Source organism: Pseudomonas sp. SC11 (genome assembly GCF_047039205.1).
GTDB lineage: Bacteria > Pseudomonadota > Gammaproteobacteria > Pseudomonadales > Pseudomonadaceae > Aquipseudomonas > Aquipseudomonas boreofloridensis.
The window spans coordinates 1,943,339-1,964,805 of record NZ_CP178183.1; the positions used below are offsets into that span (position 1 = coordinate 1,943,339).

At 64.4% G+C, this 21,467-nt stretch carries 24 protein-coding genes; 9 read left to right on the top strand and 15 right to left on the bottom strand.

From position 1 onward, the window contains the following. Nucleotides 1-9: 9 nt before the first annotated feature. The 8 genes from ACK2SD_RS09075 to ACK2SD_RS09110 all read left to right on the top strand — a co-directional run bounded on the left by ACK2SD_RS09075 (nt 10) and on the right by ACK2SD_RS09110 (nt 4,792). Complete coding sequence (locus tag ACK2SD_RS09075) at nt 10-426, top strand: hypothetical protein (protein ID WP_412461925.1); 417 nt, start codon at nt 10-12, stop codon at nt 424-426. Nucleotides 427-524: 98 nt separating this feature from the next. Continuing rightward, the gene (locus tag ACK2SD_RS09080; RefSeq protein ID WP_039578872.1) at nt 525-1,463 is read left to right on the top strand and encodes a 2-hydroxyacid dehydrogenase; all 939 of its coding nucleotides are present in this window, start codon (nt 525-527) and stop codon (nt 1,461-1,463) included. 51 nt (nt 1,464-1,514) lie between these two features. Further along, entirely contained in the window at nt 1,515-2,303 is a 789-nt protein-coding gene (locus ACK2SD_RS09085; RefSeq protein ID WP_412461926.1) for a PhzF family phenazine biosynthesis protein, read from the top strand. 103 nt (nt 2,304-2,406) lie between these two features. After that, entirely contained in the window at nt 2,407-2,814 is a 408-nt protein-coding gene (locus tag ACK2SD_RS09090) for a GFA family protein (RefSeq protein ID WP_412461927.1), read from the top strand. A 65-nt stretch (nt 2,815-2,879) separates the two neighbouring features. After that, the gene (locus ACK2SD_RS09095) at nt 2,880-3,218 is read left to right on the top strand and encodes an FKBP-type peptidyl-prolyl cis-trans isomerase (RefSeq protein WP_295482234.1); all 339 of its coding nucleotides are present in this window, start codon (nt 2,880-2,882) and stop codon (nt 3,216-3,218) included. Between the two features lie 171 nt (nt 3,219-3,389). Continuing rightward, nucleotides 3,390-4,049 (top strand): hypothetical protein, encoded by a 660-nt coding sequence (locus ACK2SD_RS09100; protein WP_039578861.1) that lies wholly within the window; start codon nt 3,390-3,392, stop codon nt 4,047-4,049. Nucleotides 4,050-4,293: 244 nt separating this feature from the next. Then, nucleotides 4,294-4,563, top strand: coding sequence for a hypothetical protein (locus tag ACK2SD_RS09105; RefSeq protein ID WP_412461928.1), 270 nt, complete (start codon nt 4,294-4,296; stop codon nt 4,561-4,563). Then, nucleotides 4,550-4,792, top strand: a complete 243-nt coding sequence (locus tag ACK2SD_RS09110; protein WP_039578855.1) for a hypothetical protein — start codon at nt 4,550-4,552, stop codon at nt 4,790-4,792. The genes ACK2SD_RS09105 and ACK2SD_RS09110 overlap by 14 nt, the downstream gene beginning before the upstream one ends. Before the next feature lie 63 nt (nt 4,793-4,855). Here ACK2SD_RS09110 and ACK2SD_RS09115 read toward each other — a convergent pair whose 3' ends face one another. Together ACK2SD_RS09115 and ACK2SD_RS09120 are read right to left on the bottom strand one after the other, a co-directional pair. Then, a complete protein-coding gene (locus tag ACK2SD_RS09115; RefSeq protein ID WP_029614983.1) occupies nt 4,856-5,584 on the bottom strand; it encodes an aspartate/glutamate racemase family protein in 729 nt (242 codons plus the stop codon). 16 nt (nt 5,585-5,600) lie between these two features. Continuing rightward, a complete protein-coding gene (locus tag ACK2SD_RS09120) occupies nt 5,601-7,136 on the bottom strand; it encodes an NCS1 family nucleobase:cation symporter-1 (protein WP_412461929.1) in 1,536 nt (511 codons plus the stop codon). A 533-nt stretch (nt 7,137-7,669) separates the two neighbouring features. On the opposite strand from ACK2SD_RS09120, the gene ACK2SD_RS09125 reads away from it, so the two are divergent. Beyond that, entirely contained in the window at nt 7,670-8,599 is a 930-nt protein-coding gene (locus ACK2SD_RS09125; protein ID WP_412461930.1) for a class I SAM-dependent methyltransferase, read from the top strand. A gap of 12 nt (nt 8,600-8,611) precedes the next feature. Here ACK2SD_RS09125 and ACK2SD_RS09130 read toward each other — a convergent pair whose 3' ends face one another. The 13 genes from ACK2SD_RS09130 to ccoN all read right to left on the bottom strand — a co-directional run bounded on the left by ACK2SD_RS09130 (nt 8,612) and on the right by ccoN (nt 21,076). Continuing rightward, complete coding sequence (locus tag ACK2SD_RS09130; RefSeq protein ID WP_029614985.1) at nt 8,612-9,160, bottom strand: adenine phosphoribosyltransferase; 549 nt, start codon at nt 9,158-9,160, stop codon at nt 8,612-8,614. Between the two features lie 50 nt (nt 9,161-9,210). Beyond that, the gene (gene fnrA / locus ACK2SD_RS09135; protein ID WP_029614986.1) at nt 9,211-9,945 is read right to left on the bottom strand and encodes a Crp/Fnr family transcriptional regulator FnrA; all 735 of its coding nucleotides are present in this window, start codon (nt 9,943-9,945) and stop codon (nt 9,211-9,213) included. Between the two features lie 198 nt (nt 9,946-10,143). Then, nucleotides 10,144-11,526, bottom strand: coding sequence for an oxygen-independent coproporphyrinogen III oxidase (hemN, locus tag ACK2SD_RS09140; RefSeq protein ID WP_342651087.1), 1,383 nt, complete (start codon nt 11,524-11,526; stop codon nt 10,144-10,146). A 152-nt stretch (nt 11,527-11,678) separates the two neighbouring features. Next, nucleotides 11,679-12,116 carry a GNAT family N-acetyltransferase gene (locus ACK2SD_RS09145; RefSeq protein WP_412461931.1) on the bottom strand — a complete coding sequence of 146 codons (438 nt, stop codon included), beginning with the start codon at nt 12,114-12,116 and terminating at the stop codon, nt 11,679-11,681. A 133-nt stretch (nt 12,117-12,249) separates the two neighbouring features. Beyond that, nucleotides 12,250-12,933, bottom strand: coding sequence for a sulfite exporter TauE/SafE family protein (locus ACK2SD_RS09150; RefSeq protein WP_412461932.1), 684 nt, complete (start codon nt 12,931-12,933; stop codon nt 12,250-12,252). Beyond that, a complete protein-coding gene (gene ccoS, locus ACK2SD_RS09155) occupies nt 12,926-13,144 on the bottom strand; it encodes a cbb3-type cytochrome oxidase assembly protein CcoS (RefSeq protein ID WP_317872362.1) in 219 nt (72 codons plus the stop codon). The genes ACK2SD_RS09150 and ccoS overlap by 8 nt, the downstream gene beginning before the upstream one ends. A 33-nt stretch (nt 13,145-13,177) precedes the next feature. Beyond that, entirely contained in the window at nt 13,178-15,634 is a 2,457-nt protein-coding gene (locus tag ACK2SD_RS09160; RefSeq protein WP_412461933.1) for a heavy metal translocating P-type ATPase, read from the bottom strand. Nucleotides 15,635-15,659: 25 nt separating this feature from the next. Next, nucleotides 15,660-16,187 (bottom strand): FixH family protein, encoded by a 528-nt coding sequence (locus ACK2SD_RS09165; protein ID WP_412461934.1) that lies wholly within the window; start codon nt 16,185-16,187, stop codon nt 15,660-15,662. 17 nt (nt 16,188-16,204) lie between these two features. Then, nucleotides 16,205-17,617: a cytochrome c oxidase accessory protein CcoG gene (gene ccoG, locus ACK2SD_RS09170; protein WP_029615020.1), complete on the bottom strand. Its 1,413-nt coding sequence runs from the start codon at nt 17,615-17,617 to the stop codon at nt 16,205-16,207. A gap of 222 nt (nt 17,618-17,839) precedes the next feature. Then, the gene (gene ccoP, locus ACK2SD_RS09175) at nt 17,840-18,826 is read right to left on the bottom strand and encodes a cytochrome-c oxidase, cbb3-type subunit III (RefSeq protein WP_039578839.1); all 987 of its coding nucleotides are present in this window, start codon (nt 18,824-18,826) and stop codon (nt 17,840-17,842) included. After that, nucleotides 18,823-19,020 (bottom strand): cbb3-type cytochrome oxidase subunit 3, encoded by a 198-nt coding sequence (locus tag ACK2SD_RS09180; protein ID WP_029615021.1) that lies wholly within the window; start codon nt 19,018-19,020, stop codon nt 18,823-18,825. Before ACK2SD_RS09180 ends, ccoP begins: the two co-directional genes overlap by 4 nt. A 5-nt stretch (nt 19,021-19,025) precedes the next feature. Beyond that, a complete protein-coding gene (gene ccoO, locus ACK2SD_RS09185; RefSeq protein WP_039578836.1) occupies nt 19,026-19,634 on the bottom strand; it encodes a cytochrome-c oxidase, cbb3-type subunit II in 609 nt (202 codons plus the stop codon). Next, nucleotides 19,634-21,076, bottom strand: a complete 1,443-nt coding sequence (gene ccoN / locus ACK2SD_RS09190; protein WP_412461935.1) for a cytochrome-c oxidase, cbb3-type subunit I — start codon at nt 21,074-21,076, stop codon at nt 19,634-19,636. Before ccoN ends, ccoO begins: the two co-directional genes overlap by 1 nt. Between the last annotated feature and the right edge of the window lie 391 nt (nt 21,077-21,467).

Genomic DNA, 21,467 nt, shown 5'->3' on the forward strand with positions numbered 1-21,467 from the left:
GAGCCCGCCATGAACCGCTGCGTACGCTTGACCCTGATTACCCTGGCGCTGGGACTGTCCGCCTGTACCGGGCATCGGCCGGCCGAGCGTGAGCCGTTGCCGCCGCTGGAGACGCCACCTCAGGGGCCTGTGGTCAAGCCGCTGCCTGGCGGCAAGCCTGCTGCACCGGCGGCCGCGCCCAGCGGCATTCCCAAGCCGCTGCCACGCACTTCCGCCAGTTTCGCGCCGCCGCCCGGTGGCGCCAGCCATTGGGATCCCAAGCTGGGGGTGTACGTGCTCGACAAGCAGCCCAACACCTTCTACCGCCAGCGCACTTACTATCGCTACGACCAAGGCTGGAGCTGGTCGCTGAGCCCCAACGGGCCGTGGCAAAGCACCGATGCCAGCGGCGTGCCGGGCGGGTTGGGGCGCGCGTTCGGGCAGTGATGCACCTCAGGCCGGGGCGCCGCAGCCCCGGCATCGGCAGGTGAACAGCCTGCGCGCAAGCTGGCATAATCGCCCTCCAAACCGAAGCGGAGGGTGGCATGAGCAAGACTGTTCTGGTGCTGGTGGAAACCGTCGATGACTATCTGCCGTTGCTCGAAAACGCCGGCTATCGGCTAATCCACGCCAAGACGCCGCAGTCGCGCGCCGAGGCCATCGCGCGGCATGCCGCCGACATCGATGCCGTCCTCACGCGCGGTCCGCTGGGCCTGACCGCCGCTGAAATCCACACCCTGACCCACCTGCAGATCATCTGTGTGATCGGCGCCGGCTACGAGCAGGTGGACCTGGCCGCTGCCAAAGCCCGCGGCATTACCGTCACCAACGGCGCAGGCGCCAATGCCGGGCCCGTGGCCGATCATGCCATGGCCTTGCTGCTGGCCCTGCTGCGCGGCATTCCCCAGGCCGACGCCAGCACCCGGCGTGGCGAATGGAACCGGGTGATCAGCCCCTCGGTGAGCGGCAAGCGCCTGGGCATCATCGGTCTTGGCGCCATTGGTCAAGCCATCGCTCAACGCGCTGAGCAGGGTTTCGCCATGAGCGTGAGCTATCACAGCCGCACGCCGCGTCGTGAGCAGCCCTACACCTGGTACGACAGTCCGCAGCGGCTGGCCGAGGCGGTCGACATCCTGGTGATCGCCACGCCCGGTGGCCCGGGCACCCGGCATCTGGTCGATGCGTCGGTGCTCGCGGCGTTGGGCAGCCAGGGCTATCTGGTGAATATCGCCCGTGCCAGCGTGGTCGACACCGAGGCGTTGGTGCAGGCGTTGCGCGCGGGCAGCATCGCCGGGGCGGCGCTGGATGTGTTCGACGACGAGCCCGCCGTGCCGGAGGCCCTCAAGGCCCTCTCCAACACCGTGTTGACCCCGCATGTGGCCGGCCAGTCGCCTGAAGCGGCGCGCGATACCGTCGCGCTGGTGCTGCGCAACTTGCAGGCGTTCTTCGCCGGCGAGCCGGTGCTGACGCCGGTGACCCTGTAAGCCTATCGTTCGATCCCGCCCGCGCACTGTGGGCCGACAAGGAGTGTGTGCATGCAACTCGAGATTTTTCAGGTCGATGCCTTTTCGGCCGAACCCTTCGGTGGTAACCCGGCGGCCGTGATCCCGCTCGACGCTTGGCTCGCGGACGACCTGTTGCAACGTATCGCCGAGGAAAACAACCTCTCGGAAACCGCCTATTTCGTGCGCAATGGCGAAGCCTTCGACCTGCGCTGGTTCACCCCCGCCGTGGAGGTCGATCTGTGCGGCCATGCCACGCTGGCTACGGCCTGGGTGCTGTTCGAGCAACTGGGCGAGCAGGCCGAGGTGCTGCGCTTCAACACCCGCAGTGGCGAACTGCGCGTCAGTCGCGGCGCCGATGGCCTGCTGGCCATGGATTTTCCGGCCAAGCAGCCGCAGCCGGTGGACATTCCCGACGGCCTGTTGTCCGCTTTGGGGCTGCCCGGCGCCCGCGCGCTGTACCGCTCGGACGATTTCGTGGTGGTGATCGACGACGCTGCGCGGCTCGATGCGTTGCAGCCTGATTTCGCCGCGTTGTCGGCCTTCGAGGTGCGCGGTATCGCGGTCACGGCACCGGGCCGAGACCGGGATTTCGTCACGCGCTGGTTCGGGCCGCGGGTGGGCGTCAATGAAGATCCGGTGACCGGTTCCGCGCATACCAGCCTGGCGCCCTATTGGTCCGAGCGCCTGGGCAAGCGCGTGCTCGACTGCGAGCAGGGCGGGGCGCGCAAGGGGCAGTTGCAGTGCGAGGTGCCGGGCAACGGGCGCGTGATCATCAGCGGTCGCGCCGCGTTGTATCTGCGCGGGACGGTATTCATCTGAAACGCACGGCGGTGATCGCTGCGGCTGCTTGATCTGGGTCGACCAAGCAGCGAGACGATCACCGCTATACTTCGCGTTCCCCTCGACACGGAGCATCGCTTTCATGTCTTTCTCCCGGCAAGGCGCCTGCTTGTGCGGCGCGATCCACTTCACCGCCACCCTCGACAACGCTGACGTCAGTGCCTGCCACTGCAGCATGTGCCGCACCTGGGGCGGTGGCCCCATGCTCGTGGCCCATGGCAGCCAGGCGCCGGTCTTCGAAGGCGCGGCACCTGCGGTCTATCGGTCGTCGGAATGGGCCGAGCGTGGGTTCTGTGGCCAGTGTGGCACCCACCTGTTCTACCGGCTGACTGGCAAGGACGAGTACTTCTTCCCGGTGGGCATGCTGCAAGGGGCGCAAGATTGGCAATTCAGCCTGCAGGTCTATGCCGATGAGCGTCCGTCCTGGTACTGCTTCTCCAATCAGACCCAGCAACTGACCGGCGAGCAGATCCAGGCGATGTACAGCTGAGCTTGTCAAAACCCTGCTTTCCTGCGAAAAGGTCGGCCTTCGAATTTGGCATAGAGGGCCAGCCTGTGACTCAGGAACTGCACATCACCGATCTTCACCCAGGCGACGGCAAGGCCGTGGTCAAGGGCGCGCTGATCACCACCCAGTACACCGGTTGGCTGGCCGACGGCAGCGAGTTCGATTCCTCCTGGTCGCGCGGCAAGCCCTTCCAGTGCGTGATCGGCACCGGCCGGGTGATCAAGGGCTGGGACCAGGGCCTGATGGGCATGCGCGTGGGCGGCAAGCGCCGCTTGCAGGTGCCGGCGGCGCTGGCTTATGGCGAGCGCAGCGTCGGCCGCATCCCGCCGCACGCGGACTTGACCTTCGACATCGAGTTGCTCGAGGTGCTGACCCGCGACGAATGATGTCTTGTTGTTACCTGGATGACGTAATTCGGCAACATCCTGGGTCCAACATGGCTGCTGCCACGGAGGGCCGGCATGTTAACCCCATCGGGCGGCCGTTGCTCGGCACCGCCGCCGGGCATGAGGGTGCTGGCAGGGAGGCCTCTTGTCCTTAGCCGAATGAGTCCTGCCATGAAGTGGAAGCACTACCTGAAACGCCGTCACCTGTTGCTCGGCCTGACCCTCGCTGCGGTGTTGATACCCCTCACGTTCGAGGCCGTGCGCAGCGACGACAGGCGCGGTGACGGCACGCAGACCCTGGTCTTCCTGCGCCATGCCGAAAAACCTGGCGAGGGGCTTGGGCAATTGAACTGCCAGGGCCTGAACCGCGCCATCGACCTGGCAACGGTGCTGCCGGAGCGCTTCGGCAATGCCGATTACGTGTTCGCCGCCAATCCGACCCGCCATGTCGAGGAAGGCAGCGAGGATCGACGCTTCAGCTACATCCGCCCGCTCATGACCATCAGCCCGAGCGCCATTCGCCTGGGGCTGCCGGTCAATATCGACTTCGACGCCAACGATTACGACGACCTCGCCGATGAACTGCTGCGCCCCAAGTACCGCAATGCCACGGTGTACACCGCTTGGTCGCACGGCTACCTGCCCGACTTGATCAATGCCGTGGCCGGCAAGGCCTTGGGCGAGAAGCGCGTCATCACCGAGGACTGGGACGGCGGCGATTTCGACACCCTCTACGTGCTCACCCTCACGTGGCACGACGGCAAGGCCACGCTGCTCAGCCGTAACGTACGCCAAGAGCTCGATGGCGGATCCACGGTCTGCCCGACCTGAGGCACCAGGGCGCCTTCGCCAGGTTTTTCGGAGCTTTCTGACGCAGCTTGTCGATTCAGGCTCGCTGGTTTTCCCGCGACGGTCAGGCACCTTCCACCAGTCCCCGGACGACCGCTTCCGGGGCTGGAGCGAGAGGGTGTATGGAAATCGACCGAGCCTACCGGTATAGGGGGCACCGCGGGATCACTTATGACGTCATTGAGTTCACCGTCAGGGCTGACGGTTTCTTCCTGAGCGATGGATCATGAATGTCTACCAGGATCCGTTTCAGATAGGGCTGATGATCGTCACCACGCTGGTCCTGGATCGCTTGATCGCCGAACCAGCGTGGCGAACAACAATTGGGTCGATTCTCTTTGCCTCCAGTCTTTTCACGCTGTTGTTTCACCAAGCGTGGTTCTATCACGGCATCGATCTGTACATGTGGAAGTCCTGGGGCGTGATGATGGGTATCTGCCTGATGCTTCGTCGTCACCGACGATTGACTGAGGAGGCTAGCCGTGACCTACGATAGCCCCTTGCAGATCGCCTTGATGGTTCTGGTGGGCTGCGCTTTCGACCGGTTTTTGGCTCCGCCATGGCGTCGGTGGACGGGTTTCGTTCTTTTCGCCAGCGGTGTGTACAGCCTGTTTCTCGACGTCTGGACAGTGTTTGGCGTGGAAATAGCGTTGTGGAAATCGACGGCCATTGCGCTTGGCTGTTTGCTGATGATGCGCAGCAATCGATACCTGTCGAAAGATTGAGCCGTTGTCGCGTGTGGAGACGCCGGTGAACGGCACCGGCGTCCATCGTCCGTAGACCAGATTTCAGCGCCCCAGGCGCAAAGGCCAGCCCACAACCTTCTTGGTCCGCGGCGTGGCATAGGTGCGCACCTTCGACGTACTCAAGCCCAGCCGCACCAGCGACTCAGCGATGGTCACCGCTGCGCTGACGCCATCGACCACCGGTACGCCGGTCCGCTGACGGATCTGCTCATCCAGCCCGGCCATGCCGCCGCAGCCCAGGCAGATCACCTCGGCCTTGTCCTCACGCACGGCGCGCTCGGCCTGCTCGACGATGGCCTGCACCGCGCGCTGCGGGTCGGCCTCCAGCTCCAGTACCGCCATGCCGCTGGCCCGCACCGAGGCGCAGCGATCGTACAGGCCGGACAACTTCAGGCGATCCTCGATCAGCGGCACGGTGCGGTCCAGGGTGGTGACCACCGAATAGGCATGGCCCAGGTACATCGCCGTGCTGGCCGCTGCATCGGTGATGTCCACCACCGGCACGTTCAGCAACTCCTGCAGGCCTTCGCGGCCGTGCTCGCCATAGCCAGCTTGAATGACTGCGTCATAGGGCTGGTCATAGGCCAGCACCCGGTCCATGACGGCGATGGCGGCCAGGTAGCTTTCGAAATTGCCTTCCACCGATTCGGCGCCGAACCAGGGCGTCAGGCCGACGATTTCGGTCCCCGGCGCGGCCACGCTGCGCGCCTGTTCGGCGATGGCCTCGGTGATGGCTTCGGTGGTGTTGACGTTGGCGATCAAAATACGCATGAACGACTTTCCTTGATCAGTGACTGCTGTGGTCGACGGCGATGGCTTCGCCGCTGACGTCGAAGTATTGGCGATTGCGCGGCGCGATCAACAGGTACAGGGTCGCGGCGGTGGCGGCGCCGATCAGCCAGGAGAACGGCGCCACGCTGTGGAAGTGCGGTACCAGGGCCAGCACGATCGCCAGCAGCGCTGCTGGGATGAACGCCGCGAGCGCCCGCAGGTTGATACCGCGCGAGTAATGGTAGGCGCCGCTCGGGTGTTCGCTGTACAACTCCGGCACGTTGACCCGGCCTTTTCGCAGCAGCCAGTAGTCGGACATGATCACGCCATACAGCGGGCCGAGTAGGGCGCCCAGGCCGGACAGGAAGTACACGATCACCAGCGGGCTGTTGTACAGGTTCCACGGCAGGATCAGCACGGCCACGGTGGCGCTGATCAACCCGGCACGGCGGAAATTCAGGTGGCGTGGCGCCAGGTTGCTGAGCACGAAGGCGGGGGCGACGAAGTTGGCCATGATGTTCACCGCCACGGTGACGATCAGGAAGGCCAGGCAGCCCATTACCAGGAAGGGGGTGCTGGGAATGGTCGCGACGATCTGCGTCGGGCTGTCGATCACCTGGCCGTTGATCTGGAACTGCGCACCGCACAGCACCACGGTGATCATCGCGAACACCAGAATGTTCACCGGCAGGCCCCAGAAGTTGCCGACGCGGATGGTCTTGCGGCAGGGCGAGGAGCGCGCGAAGTCACAGAAGTTGAGCACCAGGGTGCCGTAGATCGCCAGCCACAGCGCGCCGCCGGCGAAGATGTTGCGCCACATCTCGTAGCCGGTCAGCGGATCGCTCACCGACCAGGCGATGCGCGCATCGTTCTTGAAGAACATCCACGCGGCCAGGCTGGCCACGGTGAGCAGGATCACCGGACCTGCGAAGCCTTCGTAGCGGCGCACCATCTCCATGCCGTAGGCGAGGATCACCAGTTGCACCAGCCAGATCGCCACGAAGCAGAGCCAGCCCAGGCTCGACAGGCCCAGGAGGCTGTCGCGGTCGTAGGCGGCGAGCTGCGGCCAGACGGCAGTCAGCAGCACGCGCAGCACCACCGAGGCGAGGTAGGTCTGGATGCCGAACCAGGCGATGGCGATGACGGCACGAATCAAGGCGGGAATTTGTGCGCCATGGATGCCGAAGGCGATGCGGCTCATCACTGGAAAGGGAACCCCGGTCTTCTGGCCCATGTAGCCGGAAAGGTTCATGAAGAAGTACACCAGCGCTGCGCCGATGGCCAGCGACACGAGAATCTGCCAGCCACCCAGGCCGAGCGCGAACAGGCCCATGGCGAAGGAGTAGTTGGCGATGTTGTGCACGTCGTTGGTCCACAACGCGAAGATGCTGTAGCCGCCCCAGCGACGGCCCTCGAGGCGAGTGGGCGCCAGGTCGCGATTGTGCAGGCGTGGGCTGAGTTCGCACGGGCTGGCGGGGGTGTCGAGCGAGGTGGCGGTGGGCTGGCTGCTGGCTACGGAAAGTTCAGGGGCAAGGTCGAGGCTGCTACTCATTCCGGAGGCTCCTGATGCGCGAGGGGCTGCGAGGCGGCGAAAGCTCGCCAGTGTGTCGGTGCAGCCGTGGCATCACTGGGTTCTGGGCGCAAACGGCTTGCTGGGCAAGCGCTGCGGTTCTTGTGTGTTTATGTCTTGCTTAAGTTGTATACAAAACATATGACCACTCAAGCCAGTTCCATGCCAGTGAGGACCGGTTTTCTAGAAGACGCAGGCAGGTAAGTTATCGATATATTTTTAATCTATTGATTTTATTGGATTAAATTCAAATTCTCGGTGGTGTGTTCAAGTCCGCTAGCGCCATAACCTGATCTATGAGTCAGATTTATCTATCGAAAGATGTCACCTGATAGTGCAGTGAAGTAACGAGTGCACACAAAAATGGCACTTGAGGTGACAGAGTTGTGCACAATAAATGCGATCAGTTTTCATATTTTCTCGATTAACTGTCTACAGTGTGATCGCTGCACAATGCTGACGGAGTCCAGTCAGGAAAACCGTTAGAATGCCGGTTTTGCCTACCACGACGCCTCATGACCTCTCCAATCCATACGCTGGAGCAGCATCTGCTCACTTCCCTCGACGCTGCGCCTAGCGAAACTCGCAGGCTGTTCCACGGCCGTGGTCGCTGCTGGCCAGGCCTTGAGCAGATCACCGTTGACTGGTTGCAGGGTGTGCTGTTGGTCGCCCTGTTCCGCGAGCTACCAGACGGCCAGTTGACCGAACTCGAATCGATGTTGCGTCGCTTGGCCGAACGCCCGCAGTGGACCGGCCAGGCCATGCTGCTGCAGCACCGCTACCTGCCCAACAGTCCCGGGCAGTGGCTATTGGGCGAGCCTTGCCAGCAACGCGAAGTGGTCGAAGACGGGCTGAGCTACCTGCTCGATCTGGGTGTGCGGCAGAACAATGGCTTGTTTCTCGATATGCGCTACGGCCGCCGCTGGGTACGTGAGCAGGCGGCAGGCAAGCGGGTGCTCAACCTGTTCGCCTACACCTGCGGCTTTTCGGTGGCGGCCATTGCCGGGGGCGCGCAGCAGGTGGTCAACCTGGACATGGCCAAGGCCGCCTTGTCGCGCGGGCGGGAGAATCATCGGCTCAACGGCCACGACGCCTCGCGGGTGGCGTATCTGGGGCACGAACTGTTCAAGTCGTGGGGCAAGGTGCGCAAGTACGGGCCGTACGACCTGATCATCATCGATCCGCCGACGTTCCAGCGCGGCAGCTTCGTGCTGACCCAGGATTACGCCAAGATCCTGCGCCGTCTCCCGGAATTGCTGGAGGAGGGCGGCTGCGTGCTGGCGTGCGTCAACGATCCGGCCATTGGGCCGGAGTTTCTCATCGAGGGCATGGCCGAACAGGCGCCCGAGCTGAGGTTCGTCGAGCGCCTGGAGAACCCGCCGGAGTTTCCCGACGCCGACCCGCAGGGCGGGCTCAAGGCGCTGGTATTCCGCCGACAGGCTTGAGCCCTGCGCGGCTCAGTATTCGGAGAGGGAGAACTCGGTCAAGCAGAAGGTCGGCACGCCGGCCGCCTGCAGGCGCCGCGAGCCTTCCAGCTCCGGCAGGTCAATGATCGCCGCCGCCTCGAACACCTTGGCGCCGGTGCGCCGCACCAGGTTGACCGCCGCCAGCAGGGTGCCGCCGGTGGCGATCAAGTCATCGAAGATCAGCACCGAGTCGCCATCGCACAGGCTGTCGGCATGCACTTCGAGGAAAGCTTCGCCGTACTCGGTCTGGTAGCCCTCGGAGAGCACATCGGCAGGCAACTTGCCTTGCTTGCGGAACAGGATCAGCGGCTTGTTCAATTGGTGGGCGATGATCGAGCCGATCAGGAAGCCACGTGCGTCCATCGCGCCGATGTGGCTGAAGTCAGCTTCGACGTAGCGCTCGATGAACTGGTCGGCAACGTAGCGCAGCCCGCGTGGCGACTGGAACAGCGGAGTGATGTCACGGAAGATCACGCCCGGTTTCGGGAAGTCCACTACCGGGCGGATCAGGGCTTTGAGGTCGAAGGTGTCGCTAGGCATGGGGCGGGTATCCTGGAAAAACGTGGCGCCAGTATACCCTGGCGCCGCGCTCAGGCGTCCATCGCACCACCGGCCAGGGCGCACAGCTGGATCGGGTCGAGGATGTGCACCTCTTTACCCTCGGCCTTGAGCAGGCCGTTCTGCTGGAAGCGGGTGAACACCCGCGACACGGTTTCCACGGCCAGGCCCAGGTAGTTGCCGATCTCGTTGCGCGACATGCTCAGGCGGAACTGATTGGCCGAATAGCCACGGGCGCGGAAGCGCGCGGACAAATTGACCAGGAAGGTGGCGATGCGCTCGTCGGCAGTTTTCTTCGACAGCAGCAGCATCATCTGTTGGTCGTCGCGGATTTCACGGCTCATGACGCGCATGAGCTGGCGACGCAACTGCGGCAACTGCACCGACAGCTCGTCCAGGCGCTCGAAAGGGATTTCGCAGACCGAGGTCGTCTCCTGCGCTTGCGCTGACACCGGGTAGGCTTCGGTGTCCATGCCGGACAACCCGACCAGTTCGCTGGGCAGGTGGAAACCGGTGATCTGCTCTTCGCCGGCATCGCTCAAGCTGAAGGTTTTCAGGGCGCCGGAGCGTACCGCATAGACCGAGCCGAAATTGTCACCCTGGCGGAACAGGAACTCGCCCTTTTTCAGAGGACGGCCGCGCTTGACGATCTCGTCCAGTGCGTCCATGTCTTCAAGATTGAGTGACAGGGGCAGGCACAGGGGGGCCAGGCTGCAATCCTTGCAATGGGCCTGACCGTGGGGGCGCAGTTTGACTGGCTCGGACATTTCTTTCGATCCTTGTGGAAAAGCACACATAAGCCGTAAGGGTAACCTACGGGTGGTCTGGAGGCCAGCCTGCACTTCTTTGGTGCGGCTGCTGGATGGCGCACGCGGATAGGCGTGCGCACCCTCTACCGTCCATGGTGTGCCTCACAAGTTGGGCTGTCCATGCGGCCCATCGTCTCGCTGAGGCGTGTGAAACTCCTAAATTACGCGGGAAAAACGCTGACGATTCTGTAGGGCCAAGTAAGCATCGAAGACCATGCACACCGATCGCACCAGCAGGCGTCCGGCCGGCAGTACGCGGATACCGCGGGCATCGAGGGTGATCAGACCGTCGCGCTGCATCGCCTGCAACTGCGGCCAGAGCGCTTTGAAATAGCCACGGAAGTCGATGGTGAAAGCCTGCTCGATCGGCTCGAAGTCCAGCTCGAAGTGGCAGATCAGTTGTTGGATCACGGCTCGGCGCAGACGGTCGTCCTGGTTGCACAGCAGTCCGCGTTGGGTCGCCAACTGCGCGCTGGACAGGGCGTCCTGGTAGGTGTTCAGGTCGCTGCTGTTCTGGCAGTACAGGTCGCCGATCTGGCTGATGGCCGATACGCCCAGGCCGACCAGGTCGCAATGTCCGTGGGTGGTATAGCCCTGGAAGTTGCGCTGCAGCGTGCCTTCTTCCTGGGCGATGGCCAGTTCGTCGTCGGGCAGGGCGAAGTGGTCCATGCCGATGTAGCGGTAGCCGGCGGCGGTCAACTGCTCGATGGTGTTGTGCAGCATCTCCAGCTTGACCGCGGCGGCTGGCAGTTCATTGGCGTCGATGCGCCGTTGCGGCATGAAGCGCTCGGGCAGGTGGGCATAGTTGAACACCGAGAGGCGATCTGGCTGCAGGCGGATGACTTCCTCGACGGTGCGGGCGAAACCTTCTGGTGTTTGCTTCGGCAGGCCGTAGATCAGGTCCAGGTTCACTGAGCGGAATTGTAGGGTGCGTGCGGCTTCAACCAGGGTGCGGGTCTGCTCCAGGCTCTGCAGGCGGTTGATGGCACGCTGCACGGCCGGGTCCAGGTCCTGCACGCCCAGGCTGACGCGGTTGAAGCCCAGTTCGCGGAGCAGACCCATGGTTGACCAGTCGGCTTCGCGGGGGTCGAGTTCGATGCCGTAGTCGCCCGAATCGTCGTCCAGCAGGTTGAAGTGCTGGCGCAAGGTGGCCATCAACTGGCGCAGCTCTACATGGCTGAGGAAGGTCGGCGTACCGCCTCCGAAGTGCAACTGTTCCACGCGCTGACGCGGATCCAGGTGGCAGGCGATCAGTTGGATCTCCTGCTCCAGGCGTTGCAGGTAGGGCGCCGCGCGGGCGCGGTCCTTGGTGATGACCTTGTTGCAGGCGCAGTAATAGCAAATGTTGGCGCAGAACGGCACGTGCAGGTACAGCGACAGCGGACGCACGGCCCGGCGGCTTTCGCGCAGGGCATGCAGCAGGTCGAACGAGCCCACTTCGGCGTGCAATTGCACGGCAGTCGGGTAGGAGGTATAGCGCGGCCCGGCCAGATCGTAACGACGGATCAGGTCGGGGTCCCAGTGGAGTTCGTCGAGCATGTGGGCAGTCCCCGAATAGAGCGGCAGTGTCCGGAGTCTAGAATTGTCTGTAGGAATCAGCCTTGACCTGCATCAAGCGCGGTGCCAGGCGCGAACGCCCTTTCATGTTGCCGTCGGGGGGGCACGCCTGCCTCATGCCCCGCGCAGTAGGCTCACGTCAGACGCTTTTCGAAGCGAACATCCCCCTCAGGTAACTGTTCCATGGCTTGCCAGCCCAGATGTCGATAGAAGCCGCTAGCGCGGCTGGCTTCAGCAGTTTCAAGCCAGATCGTCTGATGGTGTTGAAACAGATGAGCCTCGGCCTGGTTCATCAGGCTGCGCCCCACTCCAAGTCCCTCGAATGCCGGAAGAACGAACGCCGCGAACACGCAACCCTCCTCGGCATCCACCATGCAGAACCCCGCCGCAACGCCATCGACCTCAGCGATCCAAGCGCACGGCGCGTCTTCGATGGATTGTCGTATGGCATCGGGGGTGATACCCATCTCTACCAGTTGGTCATAGGACAGATGGTTTTCCCGAACCCGGGTCCGTATATCAAAAATCGCCTCGATATCGTCCGGATCAGCAAGTCTGATTGTTTTTCTCATAAAGCACTCCTTGGCAAAACCCGCCCACAACTTCTGCAGCTATCGACAGTGATCACGCCACCTCAGTGCAGTGCACGCAATCCGCTCTTCCTTGCCGCTTGCCGCTTGCCGCTCAAAGCTTGCCGCTCGCTCTTCAATGCCCCATCAACCAATGCTGATGCGGCCCCGGTAAGGTCCAAAGGCCGAACAGCATCACCAGCATACCGCCCGCCATGCGCACGTGGCGTCGGCGCAGCACGGCGGTGACACGCTCGGCTGCCAGGCCTGTGACCAGCAAGACCGGCCAGGTGCCGACACCGAAGGCGAGCATCAGCAGTGCGCTGTGCACCGCGTTACCTTGACTCGCTGCCCACAGCAGGGTGCTGTAGACCAGCCCGCACGGCAGCCAGCCCCAGAGCGCGCCGAGCAGTAACGCGCGGGGCAGGCTGGACACCGGCAGCAGGCGCGAAGCGATGGGCTGCAGGTGTCGCCACAGCCCGCGCCCGAGCGCCTCGATGCGTGTCAATCCGCTCCACCAGCCCGCCAGGTACAGGCCCATGGCGATCAGCAACAGGGCTGCCACAACCCGCAGCATCTGCACCGCCGGGCTGCCGGCCAAGGCCCAACCGGCCAGGCCCAGCAACAGCCCGGCGACTGCGTAGCTGAGCACGCGTCCCAGGTTGTAGGCGAGCAACAGACGCAGGCGACGTGCGCGTTGTTCGGGCGGGATGGCCAGGGTCAGCGCGCCCATCAGGCCGCCGCACATGCCCAGGCAATGGCCGCCGCCGAGCAGGCCCAGTACCAGTGCCGAAACGAGCGCAGGCAGCAGTTCAGGCACGGGGGGAGGTGTCCTGGTCGGTGGCGTCGGGGGCGCCGGCGTCGTGCTTGATCGCTGCCTGGTGGCGCGGGTCTTGATCGTCGAACAGGATGCTGTGGGCAGGCCCTTCGAGGTCGTCGTACTGGCCGCTGTCCACGGCCCAGAAGAACACGTACAGCGCCACGCCGACCAGGAGTAGCGCGGCAGGGATCATGATGTACAGGGCAGGCATGCAAAAGTCCTCAGGGTACGCAGGTGCACACGGTCAGGCCTCGGCGCAGGCGGTGACGGGATCGGGCCGGCCTCGACCTTCGCTCGGCGCCGGCAGCCGGGTCAGGCGCAACGCATTGAGCACCACGATCAACGAACTCAATGACATACCGACTGCCGCCCAGACCGGGGTGATCCAGCCGAGCGCCGCGAAGGGCAGCATCAGGCCATTGTAAAGCGTCGCCCACAGCAGGTTCTCGAGGATGTTGCGCCGCGTGCGTCGGGCCAGGTCGAAGGCTTGCGCCAGGGCTTGCAGACGGTTGGACAGCAGCACCGCATCGGCGCTGGTCTTGGCCAGGTCGGTGGCCGAGCCCATGGCGATACTGATATCGGCCGCCGCCAGCACCGGCACGTCGTTGACGCCGTCGCCGAGCATCAGCACCTTGCGCCCCTGCGCCTGCAGCGCCTTGACCCGCGCCAGCTTGTCGTCCGGGCGCAGGCCACCGATGGCCTGGTCGATCCCCAGTTGCGTCGCCACTTCATCGACCATCGGCGACGTGTCGCCAGACAGCAGCAGCGTGTGCCAACCCCGCGCCTTGCACGCCGCGAGCAAGGTCTCGGCATCGTCGCGCAGGCGATCGTCGAGGCCGAACCAGGCCAGTGGCCCCTGCCGGTCACCGAGCAGCAGCCATTGCCCGCGAAGCTCCGGCACCGGCGGCACCTCGGCGCCGCTCAGGGCACAGACGAACGTCGCCTGACCGATGCGCAGGCGTTGCTGGCCGACCTGGCCCTCCAGGCCCAGCCCCGGCATCGCCTGCACCTGCTCGGCCGGCTCGGCGCTGACCCCGAAGGCGCGGGCAATGGGGTGTTCGGAGCGGTTTTCCAGGGCCGCGGCCAGGGCCAGGCAGCGCTGCGCCGTCAATTGGCCCAACGGGCGGATGCTGCGCAGCGTCAGTCGCCCCTCGGTCAAGGTACCGGTCTTGTCGAACACCACCGTGTCGATCTGGTTCAGGCCTTCGAGCACATGCCCGCGGGTGACCAGCAGGCCAAGCGTGTGCAGGGTGCCGGTGGCTGTGGTGAGCGCTGTCGGGGTGGCCAGCGAGAGGGCGCAGGGGCAGGTGGCGACCAGCATCGCCAGGACGATCCAGAACGCTCGGTCGGCGTCCAGGTGCCACCACCACAGGCCGATGCCCAGCGCCGCCAGCAGGCTGAACAGCAGGAACCACTGCGAGGCGCGGTCGGCGATCTGTGCCAGGCGCGGCTTTTCCGACTGGGCGCGTTCGAGCAGGCGCACGATGGCCGACAGCCGTGAAGCCTGGCCAAGGGCTTCGACCTCCACCACCAGCGTGCTTTCCACGTTCAGGGTGCCGCCGGTGACGCGTTCGCCGGCCTGCCGCGCCTGTGGCAGGTACTCGCCGGTGAGCAGCGATTCGTCGACGCTGGAGCGCCCGTCCACGATGCGGCCGTCAGCCGGAATCACCGCGCCGGGCAGCACCTGCACGCGCTCGCCACAGGCCAGTTCGGACAGCAGCACGCGCTGCGCCTGGCCCTGAGGGTCCAGACGCAGGCACGAGGCTGGCAACAGGTTGACCAACTGTGCGGTGGCCGCTGCCGTGCGTTCACGGGCGCGCCGTTCGAGGTAGCGCCCGCTGAGCAGGAACAGGGCGAACATGCCGACCGTGTCGAAGTACAACTCGCCCCGGCCGGTGATTGCGGTCCAGATCCCGGCGCCGTAGGCCAAGGCGATGGCCAGCGATACCGACAGGTCCATGGTCAGATGCCCGGTGCGCAGGTCGCGGGCAGCGCCTTTGAAGAAGGGCGCGCAGCTGTAGAACACGATGGGCGTGGTCAGGAACAGCGCGACCCAGCGCAGGATGGTGTGCAGCTCCGGCGACAGGTCGATGTTGAATTCCGGCCAGGTGGCCATGGTCGCCATCATCGCCTGGAACCACAACAGCCCCGCCACGCCCAGTCGCCGCAGTGCCGTGCGGTTTTCCTGGGCCAGGCGCTCGGCGGCCTGGTCGGGTTGGTAGGGATGGGCGGCGTAGCCGATGCCACGCAGTTCGCCGAGCAGCCGCGACAGCGGCAGTCGCTGGTCATCCCAACTGACGTGCAGGCGATGGTTGGACAGGTTCAGGCGCGCCTCGCCCACGCCCTCGAGGTTGCGCAGGTGCTTCTCGATCAACCAGCCGCAGGCTGCGCAACTGATGCCTTCGATCATCAGGGTGGCTTCGGCCAGCGCGCCCTGACGATGGACGAAGCCCTGCTGCACGTCGGCGCGGTCGTACAGCGCCAGTTCGTCCTGCAATTGCCTGGGCAGGGTCTGCGGGTTGGCGCTGCTGTCGCTGCGGTGCTGGTAGTAATGCTCCAGGCCGCCAGCGACGATGGCCTCGGCCACCGCTTGGCAACCGGGGCAGCAGAACGGCCGGGCCTCGCCCAACACCACGGCGCTGAAGCGGCTGCCGGCGGGGACGGGCAGCGCGCAGTGGTAGCAGGGGATGGGTTGGCTCATCGGGCGAAGTTCTTGTGGCCTGGGATCATGGCTGGTGCTCGGCCCCTTGCAGCGCTTCGTCGCCCAGTAGCAAGGCGACCCCGTGCTCGACCTTCTCCTCCTCGAACAAACGCCACACCTGATCTTGCTCGCTGCCGAGCAGCTCGACGAAGCGCCGGCCTTCGACCTTGTCGTCGAGCTGGCCGACATAGCGCCCGCCCTCCACGCGCAGCAGCTTGACCTTGCGGTCCCTGTCCGGCTGGGTCGGCGAGATCAGGTTCAGCTCCAGACTCTGCGGTGCGCTGTCGCCGCTCAGGTGCAGTTCCACCTCGCCGGTCAGCTCGTCCAGGTGCACGCTGGCACGCAGGTTCAGGGCCTGGGCCAGCATTTCGCGATCCAGCGACCGGTTGATGCCCTTGCCGGCCTCGTAGTAGTTGTCGTTCACCAGGTTGTCCGGATTGCGCACGGCAATGCTGACCATGGTCAGGCTCAGGCACACCGAGGTGGTCAGGATACCGATGATGATCCAGGGCCAGAGGTGCTTGTACCAGGGGCTGATGGCGGTGGCGGTCATGGCGCAGGGTCTCTCTTTCAGCGGATCTGGGGGCCGATGAATCGGCTCTTGGCTTCAACCTGGGTGCCGCTGTCATCGGCATCCTTGAGGATGAAGGTGATGTCGTTGGTGGTCGACGGCAATTGCTCGGGCGCGATGGACAGTTGCACCGGCAAGCTGACGATATCGCCGGCGGCCACCCGCAGTTCCCGCTGGCCGGACAGCTGCAGGCCTGGCAGGCCGCTGGCGTCGAGCACGTAGACGTGGTCGTGCTGGTCCTTGTTCATCACCTTCAGGCTGTACACGTTCTCGATCTGCCCCTGGGCGTTTTCGCGGTACAGCACCCGGTCCTTGCTCACGTCGAAGCCGACCAGCGAACGGGTGGCGAAGGCGGTGGCCAGGGCGCCGATCATCACCAGCAGCACCACGGCGTAGCCGATCAGGCGCGGGCGTATCAGGTGGGTCTTCTGCCCTGAGAGGTTGTGCTCGGTGGTGTAGCTGACCAGTCCGCGCGGGTAGTTCATCTTGTCCATCACGCCATCGCAGGCATCGATGCAGGCCGCGCAGCCGATGCATTCGATCTGCAGGCCGTCACGGATGTCGATGCCGGTCGGGCAGACCTGCACGCACAGGGTGCAGTCGATGCAGTCGCCCAGGCCTTTGGCCTGGTAGTCCGCGCCTTTCTTGCGCGGGCCTCGGGTTTCGCCGCGGCGCGGGTCGTAGGAGACGATCAGGGTGTCCTTGTCGAACATCACGCTCTGGAACCGCGCATAGGGGCACATGTACACGCACACCTGCTCGCGCAGCCAGCCGGCATTGCCGTAGGTGGCCAGTGTGAAGAAGCCTACCCAGAAGTAGGCCCAGCCATCGGCCTGGCCGCTGAAGAAGTCCACCACCAGTTCGCGGATCGGCGCGAAGTAGCCGACGAAGGTCAGGCCGGTGACGAAGCCGATCAGCAGCCACAGGCTGTGCTTGGCCAGCTTGCGCAGGAACTTGTTGCCGCTCATCGGCGCCTTGTCCAGCTTCATGCGCTGGTTGCGATCACCCTCGGTGACCTTCTCGCACCACATGAAGATCCAGGTCCACACGCTTTGCGGGCAGGTGTAGCCGCACCAGACCCGGCCAGCGTACACGGTGATGAAGAACAGGCCGAACGCGGCCACGATCAGGATGCCCGACAGCAGAATGAAGTCTTGCGGCCAGATAGTGGCGCCGAAGATGTAGAACTTGCGCTCGGGCAGGTTCCACCAGACGGCCTGGTGGCCGCCCCAGTTCAGCCAGACGGTGCCGAAGTACAACAGGAACAGCACGGCACCACCGACCATCCGCAAGCGGCGGAACAGTCCGGTGAAGGCGCGGGTGTAGATCTTTTCTCGGGAGGCATACAGGTCGACGGAATCCTTTCCGGTTGCAGGCGGGGTGACATCGTGTACGGGAATCTGCTTGCTCATCATCAAGTCCCACGGCAGTGGAGAAATGCCAGGGCCAGTGCGTGCCGGCCGTGGTCGCGCGCCCGGTGCTGGCGCTCTGCGGGCCATGATACGCCTGTGATGGCAAGGTCGGGCCTGGCTGCGACCTTTAGTCGCATTGGGTTGTGCTCGGTAATCGTGATATGGGAAGTGTCAATTGATTCAGGTCAGTGGCCGGTGGAATTAACCGCCGGCCACCGCACCTCATTTCGGCTGATCGTCCTGGGTCGCAGGCTTTTCCTGAGACAGGCTGTACACGTAGGCCGCCAGCAGATGCACGCGGTCGTTGCCCTGGATCTCGGCCTGGGCCGGCATCTGGCCCTGGCGGCCGTAGCGGATGGTCTGCTGCAACTGGGCGAAGCTCGAACCATAGATGAACGCCTGCGGATGAGTCAGGTCAGGCGCGCCCATCGCCGGGGTGCCTTTGCCTTGCGGTCCGTGGCAAGCCACGCAGGTGCTGGCGAAAATCTGCTGACCCTTGACCGGGTCGGCCTTGGCGTCCTCGGGCAGCTTGCGCCCATCCAGCTGACTCAGCACGAAGGCCGCCACGTCGGCCACGCCCTGTTCGCCGATCACCTCGCCCCAGCCGGGCATGACGCCGTGGCGACCGTTCATGATCGAGGCCTTGATGGTTTCCGGCTCACCCCCCCAACGCCAGTCGCTGTCGGTGAGGTTCGGGAAGCCGTAGGCACCCTTGGCGTCCGAGCCATGGCACACGGCGCAGTTGGAGGCGAACAGGCGCGCGCCCATCTTCAGCGCCTGCGGGTCCTTGGCCACCGCTTGCAATGGCATGGCCGCGAACTTGGCGAAGATCGGGCCGAAGCGGGCGTCGGCCTTGGCCATTTCCTTCTCCCATTCGTGCACGCCGCTCCAGCCCGTCTGGCCGTCGCCAAACTCGCGGCGCGAGTCGCTGTCCAGGTAGGCGTAGCCGGGTAACAGCCCGCGCCAATTGCCCAGGCCCGGATACAGCACCAGGTAGCCCAAGGCGAAGACGAGGGTGCCCACGAACAACCAGAACCACCAGCGCGGCAGGGGGTTGTCGTACTCCTCGATGCCATCGAAGGCATGCCCGACAGTCTGGTCGGTGAGGTCTTCACGCTGGCCCTTGCGGGTCGACAGCAGCAGCCAGGTCAAGGCGAAGATCGTGCCCAGGGTCAGCACGCTGATGTACAGACTCCAGAAACTGCTCATGGTCGCTCGCTCCCCGATGTGTCTCGTGCATTGCGCTCGATCCGGCGCTGGGCCTCGGGATCGTCGGCGAACGGCAGTTGCGTGGCTTCGTCGAAGTCGCGCTTGCGGCGTGGGCTGAATACCCACAACGCCAGGCCCACGAAGGCCACCAGCACCACGAGGGTGCCCAGGCCTCGAATCGTTCCGATTTCCATGCGCGTCACCGTTTGCTCTTGATCAGGGTGCCAAGGCCTTGCAGGTAGGCCACCAATGCGTCCATCTCGCTCTTGCCCTTGACCGCCTCGCGGGCGCCGGCGATGTCGGCGTCGCTGTAGGGCACGCCGAGCGTGCGCAGTACTTGCAGCTTCTTCGCCGTGTCCTGGCCGTCGAGGTGATTTTCCACCAGCCAGGGATAGGCTGGCATCTTCGACTCCGGTACCACGTTGCGCGGGTTGTACAGGTGCGCGCGGTGCCAGTCGTCCGAGTAGCGTCCACCCACGCGGGCCAGGTCCGGCCCGGTGCGCTTGGAACCCCACAGGAACGGGTGGTCCCAGACGCTTTCGCCAGCCACCGAATAGTGGCCATAGCGTTCGGTCTCGGCCCGGAACGGCCGGATCATCTGCGAGTGGCAGCCCACGCAGCCCTCGCGGATATAGATGTCGCGCCCCTCGACTTCCAGCGCGGTGCGCGGCTTCATGCCCTCCACCGGCTGGTTGGTGACGTCTTGGAAAAACAGCGGCACGATCTGGGTCAGCCCACCGATGCTCACCGCCACCACCATGAAGAAGGCCAACAGGCCGATGTTCTTCTCGACGACTTCATGTTTCATCAGTGCGCTCCCACGACGACGATCTTGGCGGCTTCGTCGGCCTGCGCCGGGTGGGCGCCACGCACCGTGCGCACCACGTTGTAGGCCATCAGCAGCATGCCCGAGGCGAAGAACGCCCCGCCCACCGCCCGCACGATGTAGCCCGGATGGCTGGCCTGCAGCGCTTCGACGAAGGAGTAAGTGAGCGTGCCGTCGTCATTGATCGCTCGCCACATCAAGCCTTGGGTGATGCCATTGACCCACATCGAAGCGATGTACAGCACGGTGCCGATGGTGGCCAGCCAGAAGTGCGCGTTGATCAGCCCGACGCTGTGCATCTGCGCGCGCCCATAGAGCTTGGGAATCATGTGGTACAGCGCACCGATGGTGATCATCGCCACCCAACCCAGGGCGCCGGCGTGAACGTGGCCGATGGTCCAGTCGGTGTAGTGGGAGAGGGCGTTGACGGTCTTGATCGCCATCATCGGGCCTTCGAAAGTGGACATGCCGTAGAATGCCAGCGACACCACCAGGAAGCGCAGGATCGGGTCGGTGCGCAATTTATGCCAGGCCCCGGAGAGGGTCATCATGCCGTTGATCATGCCGCCCCAGCTTGGCGCCAGGAGGATGATCGACATCACCATGCCCAGCGACTGCGCCCAGTCGGGCAGGGCGGTGTAGTGCAAGTGGTGCGGGCCGGCCCAGATGTACAGGGTGATCAGCGCCCAGAAGTGGACGATCGACAGGCGATAGGAATAGATCGGCCGCTCGGCCTGCTTGGGCACGAAGTAATACATCATCCCGAGAAAACCGGTGGTCAGGAAAAAGCCGACGGCGTTGTGGCCGTACCACCACTGGATCATCGCGTCAGTGGCACCGGCGTAGGCCGAGTACGACTTGAACAGACTGACCGGCAGGGCTGCATGGTTGACGATGTGCAGCATGGCGGTGACCAGGATGAAGGCGCCGTAGAACCAGTTGCCGACATAGATGTGCTTGGTCTTGCGCCTGACCAGGGTGCCGAAGAACACCACGGCATAAGCCACCCAGACGATGGCCAGCAGAATCGCGATCGGCCATTCCAGCTCGGCGTATTCCTTGGTGGTGGTGTAGCCCAGGGGCAGTGTGACCAGCGCCCCGACGATCACCGCCTGCCAGCCCCAGAAGGTGAAGGCGGCCAGGCCATCGCAGATGAGCCGGGTCTGGCAGGTGCGTTGCACCACGTAATAGCTGGTGGCGAACAGCGCGCAGCCGCCGAAAGCGAAGATCACCAGGTTGGTGTGCAGCGGGCGCAGGCGGCCGAAGCTGGTCCAAGGCAGGTCGAAGTTGAGGCTGGGCCAAACGAGCTGCGAGGCGATGAACACGCCCAGGCCCATGCCGAGGATGCCCCAGACCACGGTCATGAGGGCGAACTGGCGGACGACTTTGTAGTTATACGCAGGCGGACTGATGGCTGTGTTCATGCTGGGGTTCCACGCTTTGACTGTTCTTGTGGGTGGAAAAAACGGTGTCGGGGCACGCATAGCCCTGCACTGCTTCCTGTCTGTGACTGCGGGGCAGTCGACGATGGATCAGACAGGCCGAGTGAGTGTACACAAACAAATCACTGTTATGTGTACCGTTTCTCGAATTTTTCTGATCGATCGGTCAGGGTTTTTTCCAAGCCGTTTTCGCGTCGGGCATCGGGCCATAGGCGAACGGTCGCCAGCTTAGAGGTCGTGGGCAGGGGAGGAAAGGCTCAGAACGGCACGCCCCCTGTGATGGTGCAGATGCGGGAATGTCTCGTATCTGCACCTCCGACAGGGGGCGCGGTGGGTGGTATTCGGCGGTGATCGGCTCGTCGTTACACCGGCC